Below are 17287 nucleotides of genomic sequence, written 5' to 3'. Positions count from 1 at the left end.
CATGTCCGACACCATCACCGCCGAGCTCGTCAGCATCGACGCGCCGCTCGGCACCGACAAGGCCGCGGTCATCCGCGCTCTCGCAGAGCGGGTCGCCGCGCAGGGCCGTGCCAGCAGCGGCGAGGGCCTCTTCGCGGATGCCTGGGCGCGCGAAGAGAAGGATGAGACCGGCCTTCCGGGCGGAATCGCGATCCCGCACGCGAAGAGCGCTTCGGTGACGATCCCGACCCTCGCCTTCGCGCGGCTCGCGCCCGGCGTCGACTTCGGCGCACCCGACGGCCCCGCCGATCTCGTCTTCCTCATCGCGGCGCCCGACACCGCGGCGGAGGCGCATCTCGCGATGCTCTCCAAGCTCGCCCGCAGCCTCATGCAGGAGGAGTTCACCGGGGCCCTGCGTGCTGCCGCTTCGGCTGACGAGGTGGTGCGCATCGTCGATGCCGCGATCGCGGATGAGCCCGCTGCCGATTCTCCGGCCGACGCACCCGCCACCCAGCCGGCCACCGCAGCCACGGCGCCCGCGACAGGAGCAGGATCGCGGGCCAGGATCGTCGCGGTCACCGCGTGTGCCACCGGCATCGCCCACACCTTCATGGCCGCCGATGCGCTCACCGCGGCCGGTCGGGAGCAGGGGGTCGACCTGGTCGTCGAGCCACAGGGATCGAGCGGATACAAGGCGCTGCCTCAGAGCGTGATCGACCAGGCGGATGCCGTGATCTTCGCCGTCGACGTCGACGTGCGCGAACAGGAGCGCTTCGCCGGCAAGCCGGTCGTGCGCTCGGGTGTCAAGCGCGGCATCGAGGAGCCGAAGCAGCTCATCGCCGAGGCGATCGCCGCCGCAGCCGACCCTGCGGCGGCGAAGGTCGCGGGATCGTCCGCGTCTTCCGCATCCGGTGCCTCGTCCGCGGCCGCGCCGCAGTCGATGGGCCGCAGGATCCAGCGCATCCTGCTCACCGGCGTCAGCTACATGATCCCGTTCGTCGCGGGTGGCGGTCTGCTCATCGCGCTGGGCTTCCTGTTCGGCGGCTACGAGGTGAACGCCGACAACCAGGCGTTCACCGTGATCCTCGAGAACGCGCTGTGGGATCTGCCTGCGGGTGGGCTCGGACAGTACATCGGATCGGTGCTGTTCGTGATCGGTGCAACCTCGATGGGGTTCCTGGTCTCGGCCCTCTCGGGCTACATCGCCTTCGCGATCGCGGACCGGCCCGGTATCGCGCCCGGCTTCGTCGCCGGCGCCGTCGCGGTGCTCATGAACGCCGGCTTCATCGGCGGCATCGTCGGAGGTCTTCTCGCCGGAACGGTCGCGTGGGCCATCGGCCGCATCGATGCGCCGCGCTGGCTGCGCGGCCTCATGCCCGTCGTCATCATCCCGCTCCTCGCGTCGCTTGCGGCATCCGGCCTGATGCTGCTGTTCCTCGGTCGTCCCATCGCCTGGCTGATGCTCGTGCTGAACGACTGGCTGACGGGTCTCGCGGGCACCTCGGGAATCGTCCTGGTGGGCGTGATCCTGGGGCTCATGATGTGCTTCGATCTCGGGGGACCGGTCAACAAGGTGGCCTACGCCTTCGCTACAGCCGGACTCGCCTCCGCCTCGACCGAGAACCCCACGCCGTACCTCATCATGGCCGCCGTGATGTGCGCGGGAATGGTGCCTCCGCTCGCGATGGCACTCGCCTCGACCGTGCTCGACCGTCGACTGTTCACTCCCGTCGAGCGCGAGAACGGCGTCGCGGCCTGGCTGCTGGGAGCATCCTTCATCAGCGAGGGCGCCATTCCCTTCGCCGCTGCCGACCCGCTGCGCGTGATCCCCGCCTCGATGCTCGGCGGCGCGGTGACGGGCGCACTGAGCATGGCGTTCTCCGTGCAGTCGCTCGCCCCGCACGGGGGCATCTTCGTCTTCTTCGCGATCGACCCCATCTGGGGCTTCCTGATCGCCCTGGTGGCGGGGACCCTCGTCACGGCGTTCGCGGTGATCGGGCTCAAGCGCTTCGCTCGGTCGAAGACCTCGCGCGATGCATCGCTCGCCGCTACGGCGGCCTGACCACCCACGCGTCATCCTGGTAAGAGAATCACACGAGAGAGAGATCGACATGGCAGAACGACAGGCGACCATCGCAAGCGGCTCGGGGCTGCACGCTCGACCGGCGAAGCTCTTCGTCGCGGCGGTGCAGGAGAAGGGCATCCCGGTCACGATCTCGGTGGCCGGAGGATCGGAGCTCAACGCCGGGAGCATTCTCGCGCTCATGGGCCTCGGCGCCTCGAAGGGGACGACCGTGACCCTGCGCTCCGATGCCGACGGCGCGGAGCAGGCGCTCGACGAACTCGCGTCTCTGCTCGAGACCGACCTCGACGCGGTCTGAGGGGTTCGGCCCCTGGCGACGGGGAGGCGTCAGGGGCTGACGACCTCGACCTCGGCCTGCGAGAGCGCCGCGGCGAACTCGGGGTCGGGGGCGGTGTCGGTGACCAGGTAGTCGGCACGATCGAGGGTCGCCACCTGCGCGAACAGTCGTCGCCCGACCTTCGACGAGTCGGCGAGGACGGCGGTGCGCTCGGCGCGCTGGATCATCTCGGCCATCATGTTGGCGTCCCCCATGTTGGAGGTCGAGAATCCGGCCGCGTCGATCGCCCCGACGGCGATCAGCGCCAGGTCGCATCGGATGTCGACCTCGGGTCCGCCCGGGGTCATCGTGAAGGTGACGGGTCCGGTGGTCGCCTGCGTGATGGCGCGCACCGCTCCGCCGAACACGTAGAGGTCACGGAACACCGACGGTGAGATCTCGGCAGGGATCCGCAGGTTGTTCGTCGCGATCGTGAGGTCGCGATGATTGCGCAGCGCACGCGCGAGGGCGAGAGTGGTCGTGCCCGCGTTGATCATGACGACAGCACCGTCGTCGATCAGCCCGGCGGCGAGACGCGCGATCTTCTCCTTCTCCTCGGTCTGCATCCGCAGACGCACGTCGAGTGCCCGGTCCTTGAGCTGAGCTTCGGCGCTGACCGCGCCGCCGTGGGTTCGAACGACCACACCTTCGCGATCGAGCTGGTCGAGGTCGCGACGGATGGTGTCGATGGAGACGCGGAAGTGCTCAGCGAGACCACCGACGGTCACTTCGCCGACCTGCTCGACGAAGGCGGCGAGATCGGCCTTGCGACCAGCGGGGAGTCGCCGCTTCTGCGACGGTGCGGGTGATTCCATGCACACATCTCTAGCACAGTCGAATGAAAAATCGGCAGACTTCGGCACAAATCCGCACAGGTTTTGCGGTCGAGCAGGCTGCCCGACCGCGGTATCTCGGGAAGTGAGCGAAAATCGGCCGTCGCCGAGGGTGGTTTCTCGGTACAAACGCTTGACGTTCCTGCAAATGTCGGCATAACATGGCTCAAAACCGCACGAATGAGCATTGAAGCGCTGTGCGGCACGATCTCGAAGAGGAGAAGTGATGATCACAGTGGGGCGAGGGCGACGCATTCTGAAGCTCGCCGGCGCAGCGACAGCAGCCGTGACAGTCCTGGCCGTGGCGGGGTGCGCGGCAGGCGGCAGCGGAACCGATGGATCCGATGGCGGAGACGTCACCATCGAGTTCGCGCAGTGGTGGGAGCCCGAGCTCCCCGACGGTGAGTTCCGGGCGCTCATCGACGAGTTCGAAGACGCCAACCCGGGCATCACGGTGAAGCTCGTGAGCGGACCGTACGCATCGACGAAGGAGCAGCTGTTCGCAGGAGCGGCATCCGGAACGATGCCGGACGTCGTAGGACTCGACGGCGCGTGGGTCAACGATTTCGCGTCGCAGGGCGTGATCGCCGACCTGACCGCACTCATGGAGGAGAACGACTACGACGACAGCGAGCTGGCGAGTCAGATCCAGGTCGACGGCAGCACCTACATGATCCCGGTCGTGAACTTCGTGTACCCGATGTTCACGAACGACACCCTGCTGGCAGACGCGGGCGTCGCCGCCCCGCCGGCTACGCGCACCGAGTTCGCGGATGCCGCATCGAAGGTCTCGGCCCTCGGGGGCGACGTCTCGGGTTGGGTGCTCCCGCTCTCGCTCGAGGCTCCGAACGGCGTGCAGAACGACGTCATGTCGTGGGTGTGGGCCTCGGGCGGCTCGATGCTCAAGGATGGTCAGCCCGACCTGACGAACGACGATGTCACCTCGGCGGTCGATTTCATCGGCGGCATGTGGGACGACGGCTCGATCGCGTCGGGTTCCTTCACGATGAAGGAGCAGGACAAGGTCGAGGAGTTCACCAACGGTCGAGTCGGCATGATGATCGACTCGCTCGCCCACATCAACCTGATTCGCGAGACGAACCCGGATCTGCAGTTCTCTATCTCGGCTCTTCCCGCCGAAGACGGCTACGACGGCGAGCGCGGCATCCCTTATGCGTCCTGGGGCATCGGCGTGGCCGAGAACTCGGAGCACAAGGATGCGGCGTTCAAGCTGGTCGAGTTCCTGATGAGCGAGGAGACCAACTCCGAGCTCTCGACCATGGCGAATGCCTTCCCCGGCAACTCGAAGTCCGTTCCCGGGTTCGTGGAGGACGACGAGCTGTTCGCGCAGGCGTTCGAGATCTACCAGGCCGGATACCCCGCGAACGAGTTCACCGGGCTTCCGGTCGCCGAAGAGCTGATGCGTCAGCTCGGCGAGCAGCTGCAGTCGGCCTTCGACGGTCAGCAGTCGATCGACGACGCGCTCACGAAGGCGCAGGAGAGCTGGAAAGCGGAGTTCTGATCACCCGCTTCCCGAATGAACGGGGTGCCGCATCGCTCCCGATGCGATGCGGCACCCGACCAACCAAGGAGCCATGCTTCCCATGAGTCTGAGAACAGTCGACGACACCGAGGTGATCGTCACCGGGGTCCCGATGTCCCGGCGCAGACGGCAGCTGCGCAAGACCACCGAGTCGTACGCCTTCCTCTCGCCGACGATCATCCTGCTGTTCGTCCTGATGATCGTGCCGATCGTCATGGTGATCGGGTACTCGTTCCAGGACAACGTGATCCTGAACAAGTCGCCCGAGTTCGTCGGCATCGGCAACTACGTCGAGATCCTGGGGGACCCGCGCTTCTGGAAGGCGACCGGCAACACGATCCTCTTCACGGTGACGAGTGTGGTCGCGCACCTGGTGCTCGGACTCGCCTTCGCGATGATGCTCAACAGCCCGCTGCTCGGCCGGTTCTCGCGCTCCTTCTTCCGGGCACTGTACGTGCTGCCGTGGCTGTTCACCGTGGCGGTGATCGCCGTGCTGTGGCGCATGCTCCTCGCCCCGAACGGCGTCGTGAACTTCCTGCTCAACACCGACATCGAGTGGCTCGCGTCGCCGCAGCTCGCGCTCGGAACGATCATCTTCATCAACATCTGGGCCGGCTACCCCTTCTTCATGGTGAGTCTGCTGGCCGGCCTCCAGGGCATCCCGAACGAGCTGAACGAGGCCGCCACGGTCGACGGCGCGGGGGCCATCCAGAGGTTCTGGAACGTCACCATCCCGCAGCTGCGGCCGATCATCGTCAGCCTCGTGCTCCTCGACCTGATCTGGACCTCGCAGCAGTTCGCCCTGATCTGGATGACCACAGGTGGCGGACCGATCGACGTGACCGAGGTGCTCAGCACCTTCACGTACAAGCTCGCCTTCGCCAAATACGACTTCTCGCTCGCGGCGACCTCCGCCGTGCTGGTCCTGCTCATGTCGATGGTGCTCGCCGTCTTCTACGTCCGTCACCAGAAAGCGAGGGACTGATCATGGCTCTCACGGTTCAGAACCAGCGTCGAGTCGCCAAGACCGGCGTGATGATCGGCCTCATCCTCGGTGCCGTGTTCGCCGCGGGCCCCGTGCTCTGGATGCTCTCGAGCTCGTTCAAGTCGAACACCCAGATCTTCGAGCTGCCGCCCCGACTGGTCACCGACACGTTCTCGTTCGATGCGTACATCGCGATCTTCACGAACCCCGAGACGATGCGGTTCTTCCTGAACAGCTACGTCGTCGCCGGCTCCGTCACGATCCTGACTCTTCTCGTCGCGATCCAGGCGGCCTACGCGTTCAGCCGCTTCGACTTCCGCGGCAAGCGCATCCTGAACGTCGTGATCGTCAGCGTGCAGGCCGTGCCGCCGATCACGCTGCTGATCCCGTACTTCGGGCTGATGGTCGCCCTCGGTCTCTACAACTCGTATCTCGGGCTGATCCTCACCTACATGGTGTTCACGCTGCCCTACGCGATCATCATGATGACCGGCTACTTCAACACCCTCCCGAAGGAGCTCGACGAGGCCGTCCGTGTCGACGGCGCCGGGTCCATGACGGCGCTGTGGCGCATCCTGGTGCCGATCTCGATCCCCGGCATCGTGTCGGTCGGCATCTACACGTTTATGATCGCGTGGAACGAGTACCTGTTCGCGCTGACGCTCACCCGCACGATCGACATGCGCACGGTGCCCATCGGCATCCAGCTCCTCATGGGTCAGCACTCGTACGAGTGGAACCAGATCATGGCGATGAGCGTGCTCGGCTCCATTCCCGTGCTCATCCTCTTCCTCTTCTTCCAGCGGTACTTCATCAGCGGTCTCACGGCGGGGTCCGTGAAGAGCTGACGTCGCGCCGACGGATCCCCGACCACCACGAAAACAGGAGAATCACGTGCTCTACACCGGCAAATCCATCCTCGATGTCGCCAACGAGAACAACTTCGCCATCCCGGCGTTCAACATCAGCGACTGGGCGATGTTCAACGGCATCATGGATGTCAGCGAAGAGAAGTCGGCCCCGGTCATCATCGCGATCCACCCCGACGAGGTGTCGCACATCACCACGGATCTGATCGTCGCGATGCACTCCCGTGCACACCGTTCGAGCGTGCCCGTCGCGATCCACTGGGACCACGGCGGCAGCTACGAGCAGATCATCACCGCGATCAAGGCGGGTTTCACCTCGGTCATGATCGACGCGTCCCTGCTGCCGTTCGATGAGAACGTGGCGCTGACCCGCAAGGTCGTCGACGCCGCGCATGCCGTGGGCATCCAGGTGGAGGGCGAGCTCGGCACGATCGGTGCGAACGACAGCTACGGCGAGTCCGGCGCAGCGGAGATCATCTACACGAACCCCGCCGACGCGGTGCGCTTCGTCGAGGAGACCGGGGTCGACAGCCTCGCGATCGCGATCGGCACCTCGCACGGCCTCTACCCGAGCGACAAGAACCCCGAGCTGCGCCACGACCTGCTCGAGGAGATCAAGGCGGCAGTCGGCATCCCGCTCGTGCTGCACGGCGGGTCGTCGAACCCGGACGCCGAGCTGCGCCGCGCGGTCGAGCTCGGCGTCAACAAGATCAACATCTCCAGCGACATCAAGGTCTCGTACCACGACCGCATGCGCGAGGTGCTCGGCACCGACCGTCGTCTGCGCGAGCCGAACGCGATCCAGCCGGCGGCGCTCGAGGCGATGAAGGCCACGGCTGCGGAGAAGATCGACCTGTTCGGCGCAGACGGCAAGGCGACGCTGTACTGATCTGCGGACAATCGGAGGATGATCGGCGACGTGGACAGAAAGCTCGTGCTCGGACTCGGCGGCACCGTCGACTATGAGCTCATGTGGGATCCGTCGGTCTTCGACACGCTCGCGCACGCCCACGGCGTGCGGCGGCACGAGCTGACGACCACGGCGCCGATCACCGACGAACGCTCGCTGCTGGTGGCAGTGCTCGCTTTCGTCGCCTCGGGAACCGGAGCGGAGCGATTCGTCGCTTCATCCGACGTCATCGAGGATTTCGTCTCGCACTTCGCGCACGAGATCACGCTCGGGGGCACCGGGGTGCGCGCGGGCCTCGTCCTCGACGCCCTCGGCATCCCCAGCGTGCAGCACCTCGTGAGCATCGACGACAACGTGCGTCGGCTGCTCCCCGCGGCGATCTCGTACATCTGCTCGGCGACCGAGGACACCCTCGATCCGCATCTCATCGTGCAGTACCCGGTCGGTGCGCACGTGCGGCTCACCGACGGCGAGGTGCTGTCGCCCGCGCCCAATCGGCTGATCTTCGCGAACGACCCGCCGAACCGACGGATGCTGCTCTCGAACGATCTGCCCGCGACCCTGGCTGACGCCGCGGTGTTCCTCGTCTCGGGGTTCAACACCATGCAGGACCACGACCTGCTCGAGCTCCGCCTCGCCGACGTGCAGCGGGCGATGCAGAGCCTGCCCGGCGACGCACTCGTCTACTACGAGGACGCCGGCTTCTACACGCGCGACTTCGCGGACACCGTGCGCGCACGACTGCTGCCGCGCATCGACGTCTACGGCATGAACGAGGACGAGCTGCAGGAGTATCTCGGTCGGGCGGTGAACCTTCTCGACAGAGGCGACGTGATCCGGGCCCTTCGCGAAGTCCACACGATCATGCCCGCGCGAGCGCTGGTCGTGCACACCCGCTACTGGGCGATCGCGACAGGGCCGGATGCCGGTCGGCACCGTGCCGCGCTCGAGAGCGCCGTCCGCGTCGCCGCCACCCGGTATCGCGTCGGCGACGGGCTGACAGCCGCCGATGTGGACGACACCGACACGATGCCCCGGCACGGGGGAGGAGAATCCCTCGTCGCCGCCGTCGAGGCTGCCCTGCCCGGCGCCGTCGGGGTCGCGGCGTTCTCGCTTGACGTCGCGACCCCGACCACCGTCGGCCTCGGAGACACTTTCGTCGGCGGATTCCTCGCCGGTGTCGTGCGAGCGAAGGAGAGCGTGTGAACCCCATCCGGCTGCCGTCCAACCGTCCGGCTGAGCGCTTCTACCGGGGTGGCGCGCGCATCAGCGCCTTCCGTGGCGAAGAGGGCACCGCGCCCCGCGAACCGGAGGACTGGATCGGTTCGACGACCACCGTCAACGGTGAGCCCGCGCTCGGGCTCACCACGCTTCCGGACGGGCGTGTGCTGCGCGTCGCGATCGAGCAGGATCCGACCGCCTGGCTCGGAGACGACCACGTCGCACGGTGGGGTTCGGACACCCGCCTGCTGGTGAAGCTGCTGGATGCCGGACAGCGGCTGCCCGTGCACGCGCATCCGCACGACGACTTCGCCGCGGCGCATCTCGGGCGGGCGCACGGCAAGGCCGAGGCCTGGTACATCCTGCAGGGCGGCACGGTGCATGTCGGCCTGAAGGAAGACGTGGACGCCCCTGTGCTCGCCGATCTCGTGACGCGGCAGGACGTCACCGCGCTGCTCGGTCTGCTGCACGAGATCGAGGTGGCCGCAGGCGACGTCGTCTGGGTGCCGCCGGGCGAGCTGCACGCGATCGGCGCCGGCATCCTTCTTCTCGAACTGCAGCAGCCCGAAGACCTGTCGATCCTGCTCGAGTGGGAGGACTTCGCGATCGACGGTGCCGCGCTCGGCCATCTCGGGCTCGGTTTCGATCTCGCGCTCGCCGCGGTGAACCGGCGGGGGCGATCGGACGTCGAGATCTCGACGCTCGTGAGCACGGCTCCCGCATCCGGATCCGCATTCCCCGCTGCCGCCGACGAGTATTTCCGACTCGAGCGCATCCCTGTCGATGGCTCCGTCGTGATCGAACCGGGATTCTCGATCGTGGTCGTGAGCGAGGGTCGCATCGCGATCGACGGCGAGCAGTCCTCGGCCGGGGCCGCCCTGCTCGTTCCGCACGCGGCGGGAGCGCTCGCGGTGAGTGGTCGCGCCGAGCTCCTCGTGGCCCGGCCGCCAGCGCCCTGAGCCGGAATCGGCGCGGATTCTCCCCGGCTAGACTGGTGTCATGCCCGAACCGAAAGTCGCCAGCTTTCCGGCGATCCGCGGTGCGCTGAAGTTCTACCAGATCGCGTCGATCATCACCGGAGTCATGCTGCTCCTGCTGCTCGCCGAGATGGTGCTCAAGTACACGCCGATCCACCTCGAACTCTTCGCGGGAGGCTCGGGCGGATTCCTCTGGTTCGCCGGGGTGCTCGCCGGTCCCGACTGCCAATGGTGGTCGCTCTTCGCTCCGTGGACGAACTCGTGCGAGATGACCTCCCTCGGAGACGGCGTCAACCTATCGCTGTTCATCCTGGTCGCGCACGGCTGGTTCTACGTGGTGTACCTCTTCGCATGCTTCCGCGTGTGGAGCCTCATGCGCTGGCCGTTCCCGCGATTCATCCTGCTCGCCCTCGGCGGTATCGTTCCGCTGCTCTCCTTCTTCATGGAGGCGATCGTGGCGCGCGAGGTCAAGACCTATCTCTCCACTCGTGAGGCCGCCGAGGCCTCCGCCCCTGCCACGGAAGGTGTCCGGTGACCGAACAGTCCGAGACCCAGCAGCGCCCGGCGCTCGTCGTCGACTTCGGCGCGCAGTACGCGCAGCTGATCGCCCGTCGCGTGCGTGAGGCAGGTGTCTACAGCGAGATCGTGCCGCACACCGCCACGGCCGCCGAGATCGCCGAGAAGAACCCGGTCGCGATCATCCTCTCGGGCGGTCCCTCGTCGGTCTATGAAGAAGGCGCTCCGCGTCTCGACCCGGCCGTGTTCGAACTGGGTGTCCCGACGCTCGGCATCTGCTACGGCTTCCAGTACATGGCGCAGACGCTCGGTGGCGAGGTCGCGAACACCGGCCTGCGCGAGTACGGCGCCACGGATGCCGTGATCTCCGGTGACGGTGGCACGCTGCTCGGCGGTCAGCCGGCCGAGCAGAACGTCTGGATGAGCCACGGCGACCAGGTCGCCAAGGCTCCTGAGGGCTTCGACGTGCTCGCCACCACCGACGCCACCAAGGTCGCGGCATTCGCGAACGAGGAGCGCGGCTTCTACGGCGTGCAGTGGCACCCCGAGGTCAAGCACTCCGACCACGGTCAGCAGGTGCTCGAGAACTTCCTGCACAAGGGCGCGGGCCTCGCGTCCGACTGGAACAGCGGCAACGTGATCGCCGAGCAGATCGAGCGCATCCGCGAGCAGGTCGGTGACGCCCGTGTCATCTCCGCCCTCTCCGGCGGTGTCGACTCGGCCGTCTCGACGGCTCTCGTGCACAAGGCCATCGGCGACCAGCTCACGGCTGTGTTCGTCGACCACGGTCTGCTGCGCAAGGGCGAGCGCGAGCAGGTCGAGAAGGACTACGTCGAGTCCACCGGTGTCCGTCTGATCACGGTCGACGCGGCCGACACCTTCCTCGGTCACCTCAAGGGCGTGACCGACCCCGAGGAGAAGCGCAAGATCATCGGGCGTGAGTTCATCCGCGCGTTCGAGAAGGTGCAGCTCGACCTCGTCGCCGAGGCCAAGGCCTCGGGTGGTGCCCCGGTCAAGTTCCTCGTGCAGGGCACGCTCTACCCCGACGTCGTCGAGTCGGGTGGTGGCGCGGGCACCGCCAACATCAAGTCGCACCACAACGTGGGCGGGCTTCCCGACGACCTCGACTTCGAGCTGATCGAGCCGCTGCGCGCCCTGTTCAAGGACGAGGTCCGTGCGATCGGCCGCGAGCTCGGCATCCCCGAGGCGATCGTCGGCCGCCAGCCCTTCCCGGGACCGGGACTCGGCATCCGCATCATCGGCGAGGTCACGCAGGACCGTCTCGAGATCCTGCGTGAGGCCGATGCCATCGCGCGTGAGGAACTCACCAAGGCCGGCCTGGACCAGGAGATCTGGCAGTGCCCGGTCGTGCTGCTCGCCGACGTCCGCTCGGTGGGGGTGCAGGGCGACGGCCGCACCTACGGGCACCCGATTGTGCTGCGTCCGGTGTCGAGCGAAGACGCCATGACCGCCGACTGGACGCGCCTGCCCTACGACGTGCTGTCGAAGATCTCGAACCGCATCACCAACGGAGTCCGCGACGTCAACCGCGTCGTGCTAGACGTGACGTCGAAGCCGCCGGGGACCATCGAGTGGGAGTGACGCAGGAGCTCCCGCTCGCAGAGGCGCTGGTGGCACTCGACCGCGCCAGCGGGCGAGTGGGAGTGAGTGCTCTGCGCATGCTCCGGTCACATCGAACGGGCACGGACCATCACGGTCCGTGCCCGTTCGCGGTATTTCGGGCAGGATGAGCGTATGACCAAGGCACGGACGAAGATCACGGTTATCGGTGCGGGCAGCGTCGGGGTGAGTGTCGCGTATGCGGCACTGATCCGGGGGAGTGCGGCCGAAGTCGCGCTCTACGATATCGCCACAGACAAGGTGGATGCCGAGGTCCTCGATCTCGCCCACGGCACGCAGTTCACCTCCGCGGCCGTGAGTGGCGGTTCTGATCTCTCCGTCGTCGACGGCAGCGACGTGATCGTGGTGACCGCGGGTGCCAAGCAGCAGCCGGGGCAGACCCGCATGGAGCTGTCCGGGATCAACGCTCGTCTGCTCCAGACCCTCATGCCGCAGCTCGTCGAGCGTGCTACGGACGCGGTCTTCATCATCGTCACCAACCCCGCCGATGTGATGACGGTCGTCGCGCAGCGCGTCTCGGGTCTTCCGCCGCATCGGGTGTTCGGGTCGGGCACCGTGCTCGACACGTCGCGGCTGCGCTGGCGTCTCGCGCATCGGGCGAATGTGAGCACTGCGAGCGTGCACGCCGACATCGTGGGCGAGCACGGCGACACCGAGTTCCCCCTGTGGTCGAACGCCACGATCGGCTCCGTCCCCATCCTCGACTGGCCCGCCGAAGAGCCCTTCACCACCGAGGAGCTCGACCGCATCGCGATCGAGGTGCGGGATGCCGCGTACGCGGTCATCCGCGGCAAGGGCGCCACCAACCTCGCGATCGGTGTCAGCTGCGCCCGCATCGCCGAGGCGGTGCTGCACGACGAGCGGGCGGTGCTTCCCGTCGCGACGGTGCTCGACGGCGAATACGGTCTGCAGGGAGTCGCCCTGTCGGTGCCGTCGGTGGTCGGGGCAGCGGGTGCCGTGCCGCTCGCCGAGACGCCCATGAACGAACATGAGCTGAGCCTGTTGCGGGCGTCCGCCGATGCGATCCGGGCCGCGATCGACGAACTCGGCTGACCCCGTTCGCAGAAAGTTTCAGAGTTTCGGTCGAGGATGTCGATCCGGGTCGTTCCCGTTCGACGTCTTCAATGAGAGGGTCGAGAAGCGGCCCCACCCACCAAGGAGAACATCATGAAGTACATGCTGATCATGCGCTCGAACGACGAAGCGGTCGAGGCGTACAAGGAGATGCCGTTCGAAGAGGTCATCGCGGCCATGGGCGCCTACAACGAATCGATGATCAAGGCCGGTGTGCTGGCGGCGGGCGAGGGCCTCAGCGACGCCGCCGAGGGCTTCGTCGTCGACTTCAGCGGCGAGAAGCCCCTCATCACCGACGGCCCCTACGGAGAGACGAAGGAGCTGTTCAACGGCTTCTGGATCCTCGAGGTGTCCAGTCGCGAAGAGGCGGCGGAATGGGCCAGTCGGGCACCGCTCGGCAAGGGCTCGTTCCTCGAGGTGCGGCTGGTGACCGACGAGTCCGACTTCCCGGCCGACAACGAGTGGATCGAGAAGGAGAAGGGCTGGCGCGAAGAGGAAGAGGCGCGTCGCGCTCAGCGGTGAGATGACCGACCCGGGCACTCAGCGAGGCGGCCCGCTCCGCACACGACGAGAGTGAGCGGAGGGCCGTCGCCGCGGTGTGGCGCATCGAGTCGGCGAAGATCGTCGCGACCCTCACCCGGGTGGTCGGCGACTTCAGCCTCGCGGAGGATCTCGCACAGGAAGCTCTGCTCGATGCCCTGAGGCAGTGGGCCGACCGAGGGCGTGCCGCGCAACGGCGCGGCGTGGCTGACGGCCGTCGCGAAGCGCAAGGCGATCGACGGCTGGCGGCGCCGAGAGCGGCTGGACGAGCGGATGGCGGTGATCGCGCACGACCTGGAGCGCGAGCAGGCTGAGGCCGCGGACGCGCCTCCCTGGGACCCGGATGCCGTCGATGACGACGTGCTCCGGCTGATCTTCATCTCGTGCCACCCTGTGCTCTCGCGGGAGGCGCAGGTGGCGCTGACCCTGAGGGTGGTGGGTGGTCTGTCGAGTGAGGAGATCGCTCGGGCGTTCCTCGTGCCGACGGCCACGGTGCAGCAGCGCATCGTCCGTGCGAAGAAGACCCTCGCCGCCGCGCACGTGCCCTTCGAGATGCCTTCCCGCGACGAGCACACCGCGAGGCTCGGCGGGATCCTGGGCGTGCTGTACCTGATCTTCAACGAGGGCCATGCGGCCAGCAGCGGTCCTGAGTGGATGCGCCCGGAGCTGAGTCTCGAGGCGATCCGACTCACGCGTGTTCTCGTGGCGCTGATGCCCCGAGAACGCGACGTGCACAGCCTTCTCGCGCTCATGGAGCTGACCGCCGCCCGGTTCCCCGCTCGTCTCGACCAGCACGGAGAACCGGTGCTGCTCGCCGACCAGGACCGACGCCGCTGGGATCGCAGCCGCATAGCGCGAGGCCGCGCCGCGCTGGCGACCGCGGACGCGCTCGGCTCCGGTCGCGGCCACTACGGCCTGCAGGCGGCCATCGCGGAGTGCCACGCGCTCGCGGCATCCGTCGACGAGACCGACTGGGAGCGCATCGTCCTGCTGTACGAGGCACTCGGCCGCATCGCGCCGTCGCCGGTCGTCGAGCTCAACCGCGCCGCAGCCGTGGCGATGGCGACCGGTCCGGCATCCGCTTTGCAGATCATCGATCAGCTCGCCGCCTCGGGAGCTCTGGCCGGCTACCACCTGCTGCCCGCGACGCGGGGCGAGATGCTGCTCCGGCTCGGACGCGACGAGGAGGCTCGGAGTGAGTTCGCCGTCGCCGCCGCCCTCGCGGGCAACGATCGCGAACGGGCCGTGCTCGAGGCCAAGGCCAGGGGGCGGTGACGGCAGGTGCACGAAGAACCGCCCTCGTCGGAAGCAGCGCTTCCGACGAGGGCGGTTCTGTCACCGCGCCATGCGCGATGTGGTCAGCTGCGGGCCTTGCTGCCGCGACCGACGATGAGGCCGTAGATCAGCAGCACGATGATCGAGCCGCCGATGGCGAGGAGCCACGTGCCCAGGTCCCAGAACTCCGTGAGGGGACGGTTCAGGATCAGGCTTCCGAGCCATCCTCCGAGCAGTGCGCCCACGACGCCGAGCAGGAGGGTGATGAACCATCCGCCGCCCTGCTTGCCGGGAAGGATCAGCTTCGCGATGGCTCCGGCGATCAGGCCGAGAAGAAGGAATCCGAGAAAGCTCATGTTCAGCTCCTTTGTTTTCGTGAGCCCCGGGGTGCCAGGGCTCGTGTGATCCACTGTGCCCTCCCAGCTGATTATCAGCCAACCCCTTGCGCCGAGGCCTTCGAGTATGCGAAGAGGCCCGCCTCCGGAAGGAGACGGGCCTCTTCGAGTGACCGGAGGTCAGTTGTTGCCGCGGGCGATCGCGATGATTCGCAGGATCTCGACGTACAGCCAGACGACCGTGACCATGATGCCGAAGGCGCCGAGCCAGCCGTACTTGCGGGGAGCGCCGTTGCGCACGCCCTGCTGGATCTGGTCGAAGTCGAGCACCAGCGAGTACGCGGCCATGATGACGACGAGCACGCCGATGATCAGACCGAGCGGGATGCCGAGGATCTCGACCTTGCTGAGCAGACCGAAGGCCGCTCCTTCGCCGAGGACGCCGGTCCAGGTGAGCACGACGTTGAGCAGCGAGAAGACGAGGTAGCCGATCATGGCGATCATGAAGATCTTGGTGGCCTTCTTCGACGCACGGATCTTGCCGCTCGCGAAGAGTGCCAGGGTCACGCCGACCACCGAGACGGTGGCGAGGGTGGCCTGGAAGACGATGCCGGGGTAGAGCACCTCGAAGAACGCGGAGATGCCACCGATGAAGAGACCCTCGAACGCCGCGTACGCGAAGATCAGCGCGGGGCGGACCTTCTTGCGCGACGTGAACGAGATGACCATCGCGAGCACGAAACCACCGAGCGCGCCGACGATCCACGGCAGCAGGTTCGGCTGGAACTGGTTGTACGGGTTCTGTTCAGGGGCGGCGACGCCTCCGAGCGTCAGGAACCAGCCGACGGCTGCGGTGACGAGCAGGATCCCGAAGAGTCCGGCGGTCTTCCAGACGGTGTCCTCGACGGACATGCGGTCGGTCTCGATGGCGCCGGCGGGCGGAGCGGCGTACATGCCCTCCAGCTGCGCGTTCGCAGCGGCGTCCATGGTGCCGTGCTGGAACGATGCTGCCTGTGCCCCCTGAGCGCCCTGCGGCGCGCCCGGGTAGGTCGCGACATTCCGCGGATCCTGCTGCTGGAACGCCGGGTTGTTGAAGGCGAAGTTGCTCATGTGGGCCTCACTCCAAAGTGGGTTGTAGGTCTCTTTCCTCAACGATAGCCGGAATGCGGGTTCATCAGGGTGTCCTACGCTGAGAGCGTGCCCAGGAAATCGCCTCTCGTGATCGGGCACCGCGGTGCGCCCGGTTACCGTCCCGAACACAGTCGCTCCTCTTACGAGCTGGCGCTCGCGATGGGGGTCGACGCGGTCGAGCCCGATGTCGTGGCGACCAAGGACGGCGTGCTCATCGTTCGCCACGAGAACGAGATCTCCGGCACGACCGATGTCGCCGAGCATCCCGAGTTCGCCGATCGCAAGACGACCAAGCGGGTCGACGGCGAGGCCCTCACCGGCTGGTTCACCGAAGACTTCACGTGGGAAGAGCTCGCGACCCTGCGCAGCCGCGAGCGGCTCCCCGAGGTGCGCGCGTCGAGCGCGAGCTTCAGCGGCTCGCAGGCGATCCTCCGTCTCATCGACGTGCTCGACATCGTGCGAGAGGGGTCCGCCGAGTACGGGCGGGAGATCGGGGTCGTCCTCGAGATCAAGCACGCCACGTATTTCGCGAGCATCGGCCTCGAGCTGGCACCGCTGATCGAGCGCGATCTGCGGGCGGCGGGCTGGGCGACCGGCGAACTGCCGCTGATCGTCGAGTCGTTCGAGTCGACGGTGCTCGCCCAGCTGAAGGATCGCGGGATCGCGGCGTCCTACGTCTACCTCATCGAGGCGGCCGGACGCCCGTTCGACCTCTTCGTCGAGCACGGCGCGAAGGCGCAGACATACCCGCAGGCCGTCACGCCCGACGGCCTCGACCACTGGGCAGGAGTCGTCGACGGCATCAGCGTCGACAAGCGGATGCTGCTCGCCACGGGCAGCACGATCGTCGCCGACGCCCACGCCCGGGGTCTCACCGTCTTCACCTGGACGTGCCGCCCGGAGAACCGGTTCCTGGCGGCGGAGTTCCGCGGCGCAGGCGGCAAGGGAGCTTATGGCGACTACGAGGCCGAGTGGGGAGTGATCGCCCGCACAGGGGTCGACGGGGTCTTCGTCGATCACCCGGATCTCGGAGTCGGCTTCTTCCGCGACTGATGCGGT

General features: G+C 67.2%; 16 protein-coding genes and 1 pseudogene. 14 read left to right on the top strand and 3 right to left on the bottom strand.

Annotated elements, in window-relative coordinates; all coding sequences use genetic code 11:
* Position 1: 1 nt before the first annotated feature.
* Entirely contained in the window at positions 2-2041 is a 2040-nt protein-coding gene (locus IXW21_RS12435) for a PTS fructose transporter subunit IIABC (protein WP_194764578.1), read from the top strand.
* Between the two features lie 49 nt (positions 2042-2090).
* A complete protein-coding gene (locus IXW21_RS12430; protein ID WP_194764577.1) occupies positions 2091-2360 on the top strand; it encodes an HPr family phosphocarrier protein in 270 nt (89 codons plus the stop codon).
* A 29-nt stretch (positions 2361-2389) separates the two neighbouring features.
* On the opposite strand, the gene IXW21_RS12425 is transcribed toward IXW21_RS12430, so the two are convergent.
* The gene (locus IXW21_RS12425) at positions 2390-3193 is read right to left on the bottom strand and encodes a DeoR/GlpR family DNA-binding transcription regulator (RefSeq protein WP_194764576.1); all 804 of its coding nucleotides are present in this window, start codon (positions 3191-3193) and stop codon (positions 2390-2392) included.
* Between the two features lie 244 nt (positions 3194-3437).
* Between IXW21_RS12425 and IXW21_RS12420 the strand changes: the two genes are divergently transcribed.
* The 11 genes and pseudogenes from IXW21_RS12420 to IXW21_RS12370 all read left to right on the top strand — a co-directional run bounded on the left by IXW21_RS12420 (position 3438) and on the right by IXW21_RS12370 (position 14762).
* Positions 3438-4733: an ABC transporter substrate-binding protein gene (locus IXW21_RS12420; protein WP_194764575.1), complete on the top strand. Its 1296-nt coding sequence runs from the start codon at positions 3438-3440 to the stop codon at positions 4731-4733.
* 82 nt (positions 4734-4815) lie between these two features.
* Entirely contained in the window at positions 4816-5739 is a 924-nt protein-coding gene (locus IXW21_RS12415; protein WP_194764574.1) for a carbohydrate ABC transporter permease, read from the top strand.
* A 2-nt stretch (positions 5740-5741) separates the two neighbouring features.
* Positions 5742-6587, top strand: a complete 846-nt coding sequence (locus IXW21_RS12410; RefSeq protein WP_194764573.1) for a carbohydrate ABC transporter permease — start codon at positions 5742-5744, stop codon at positions 6585-6587.
* Positions 6588-6633: 46 nt separating this feature from the next.
* Positions 6634-7497, top strand: coding sequence for a ketose-bisphosphate aldolase (locus tag IXW21_RS12405; protein ID WP_194764572.1), 864 nt, complete (start codon positions 6634-6636; stop codon positions 7495-7497).
* Between the two features lie 30 nt (positions 7498-7527).
* Positions 7528-8724 carry an ADP-dependent glucokinase/phosphofructokinase gene (locus tag IXW21_RS12400; RefSeq protein WP_194764571.1) on the top strand — a complete coding sequence of 399 codons (1197 nt, stop codon included), beginning with the start codon at positions 7528-7530 and terminating at the stop codon, positions 8722-8724.
* Positions 8721-9698 carry a class I mannose-6-phosphate isomerase gene (locus IXW21_RS12395; RefSeq protein ID WP_194764570.1) on the top strand — a complete coding sequence of 326 codons (978 nt, stop codon included), beginning with the start codon at positions 8721-8723 and terminating at the stop codon, positions 9696-9698. The genes IXW21_RS12400 and IXW21_RS12395 overlap by 4 nt, the downstream gene beginning before the upstream one ends.
* Before the next feature lie 40 nt (positions 9699-9738).
* Positions 9739-10251 (top strand): DUF3817 domain-containing protein, encoded by a 513-nt coding sequence (locus tag IXW21_RS12390; RefSeq protein WP_194764569.1) that lies wholly within the window; start codon positions 9739-9741, stop codon positions 10249-10251.
* Positions 10248-11834, top strand: coding sequence for a glutamine-hydrolyzing GMP synthase (gene guaA / locus IXW21_RS12385; RefSeq protein WP_194764568.1), 1587 nt, complete (start codon positions 10248-10250; stop codon positions 11832-11834). Before IXW21_RS12390 ends, guaA begins: the two co-directional genes overlap by 4 nt.
* Before the next feature lie 153 nt (positions 11835-11987).
* Positions 11988-12926: an L-lactate dehydrogenase gene (locus IXW21_RS12380; protein WP_194764567.1), complete on the top strand. Its 939-nt coding sequence runs from the start codon at positions 11988-11990 to the stop codon at positions 12924-12926.
* Between the two features lie 114 nt (positions 12927-13040).
* A complete protein-coding gene (locus IXW21_RS12375; RefSeq protein WP_194764566.1) occupies positions 13041-13469 on the top strand; it encodes a YciI family protein in 429 nt (142 codons plus the stop codon).
* A gap of 74 nt (positions 13470-13543) precedes the next feature.
* Positions 13544-14762: pseudogene (locus tag IXW21_RS12370) on the top strand (RNA polymerase sigma factor).
* Positions 14763-14845: 83 nt separating this feature from the next.
* On the opposite strand, the gene IXW21_RS12365 reads toward IXW21_RS12370, so the two are convergent.
* Both IXW21_RS12365 and IXW21_RS12360 read right to left on the bottom strand, forming a co-directional pair.
* Positions 14846-15118, bottom strand: a complete 273-nt coding sequence (locus IXW21_RS12365; protein WP_045279323.1) for a GlsB/YeaQ/YmgE family stress response membrane protein — start codon at positions 15116-15118, stop codon at positions 14846-14848.
* 159 nt (positions 15119-15277) lie between these two features.
* On the bottom strand, positions 15278-16207 hold the full coding sequence (locus IXW21_RS12360) for a Bax inhibitor-1/YccA family membrane protein (protein ID WP_194764565.1): 930 nt from the start codon (positions 16205-16207) through the stop codon (positions 15278-15280).
* Positions 16208-16294: 87 nt separating this feature from the next.
* Here IXW21_RS12360 and IXW21_RS12355 point away from each other — a divergent pair, with 87 nt between their 5' ends.
* Entirely contained in the window at positions 16295-17281 is a 987-nt protein-coding gene (locus IXW21_RS12355; RefSeq protein ID WP_194764564.1) for a glycerophosphodiester phosphodiesterase family protein, read from the top strand.
* Positions 17282-17287 lie beyond the last annotated feature (6 nt).

The organism is Microbacterium sp. UFMG61 (assembly GCF_015354505.1).
Classification (GTDB): Bacteria; Actinomycetota; Actinomycetes; order Actinomycetales; family Microbacteriaceae; genus Microbacterium.
Note: the sequence above shows the minus strand (reverse complement) of the source record. Positions and strands in the feature narration are given on the sequence as shown.

Excerpts from the sequence above, each read along its gene's own strand:
- IXW21_RS12420 (WP_194764575.1), top strand. The coding sequence starts at position 3,438 with ATGATCACAGTGGGGCGAGGGCGACGCATTCTGAAGCTCGCCGGCGCA.
- IXW21_RS12415 (WP_194764574.1), top strand. The coding sequence starts at position 4,816 with ATGAGTCTGAGAACAGTCGACGACACCGAGGTGATCGTCACCGGGGTC.
- IXW21_RS12390 (WP_194764569.1), top strand. The coding sequence starts at position 9,739 with ATGCCCGAACCGAAAGTCGCCAGCTTTCCGGCGATCCGCGGTGCGCTG.
- IXW21_RS12410 (WP_194764573.1), top strand. The coding sequence starts at position 5,742 with ATGGCTCTCACGGTTCAGAACCAGCGTCGAGTCGCCAAGACCGGCGTG.
- IXW21_RS12375 (WP_194764566.1), top strand. The coding sequence starts at position 13,041 with ATGAAGTACATGCTGATCATGCGCTCGAACGACGAAGCGGTCGAGGCG.
- IXW21_RS12430 (WP_194764577.1), top strand. The coding sequence starts at position 2,091 with ATGGCAGAACGACAGGCGACCATCGCAAGCGGCTCGGGGCTGCACGCT.
- IXW21_RS12360 (WP_194764565.1), bottom strand. The coding sequence starts at position 16,207 with ATGAGCAACTTCGCCTTCAACAACCCGGCGTTCCAGCAGCAGGATCCG.
- IXW21_RS12435 (WP_194764578.1), top strand. The coding sequence starts at position 2 with ATGTCCGACACCATCACCGCCGAGCTCGTCAGCATCGACGCGCCGCTC.
- IXW21_RS12365 (WP_045279323.1), bottom strand. The coding sequence starts at position 15,118 with ATGAGCTTTCTCGGATTCCTTCTTCTCGGCCTGATCGCCGGAGCCATC.
- IXW21_RS12425 (WP_194764576.1), bottom strand. The coding sequence starts at position 3,193 with ATGGAATCACCCGCACCGTCGCAGAAGCGGCGACTCCCCGCTGGTCGC.
- IXW21_RS12380 (WP_194764567.1), top strand. The coding sequence starts at position 11,988 with ATGACCAAGGCACGGACGAAGATCACGGTTATCGGTGCGGGCAGCGTC.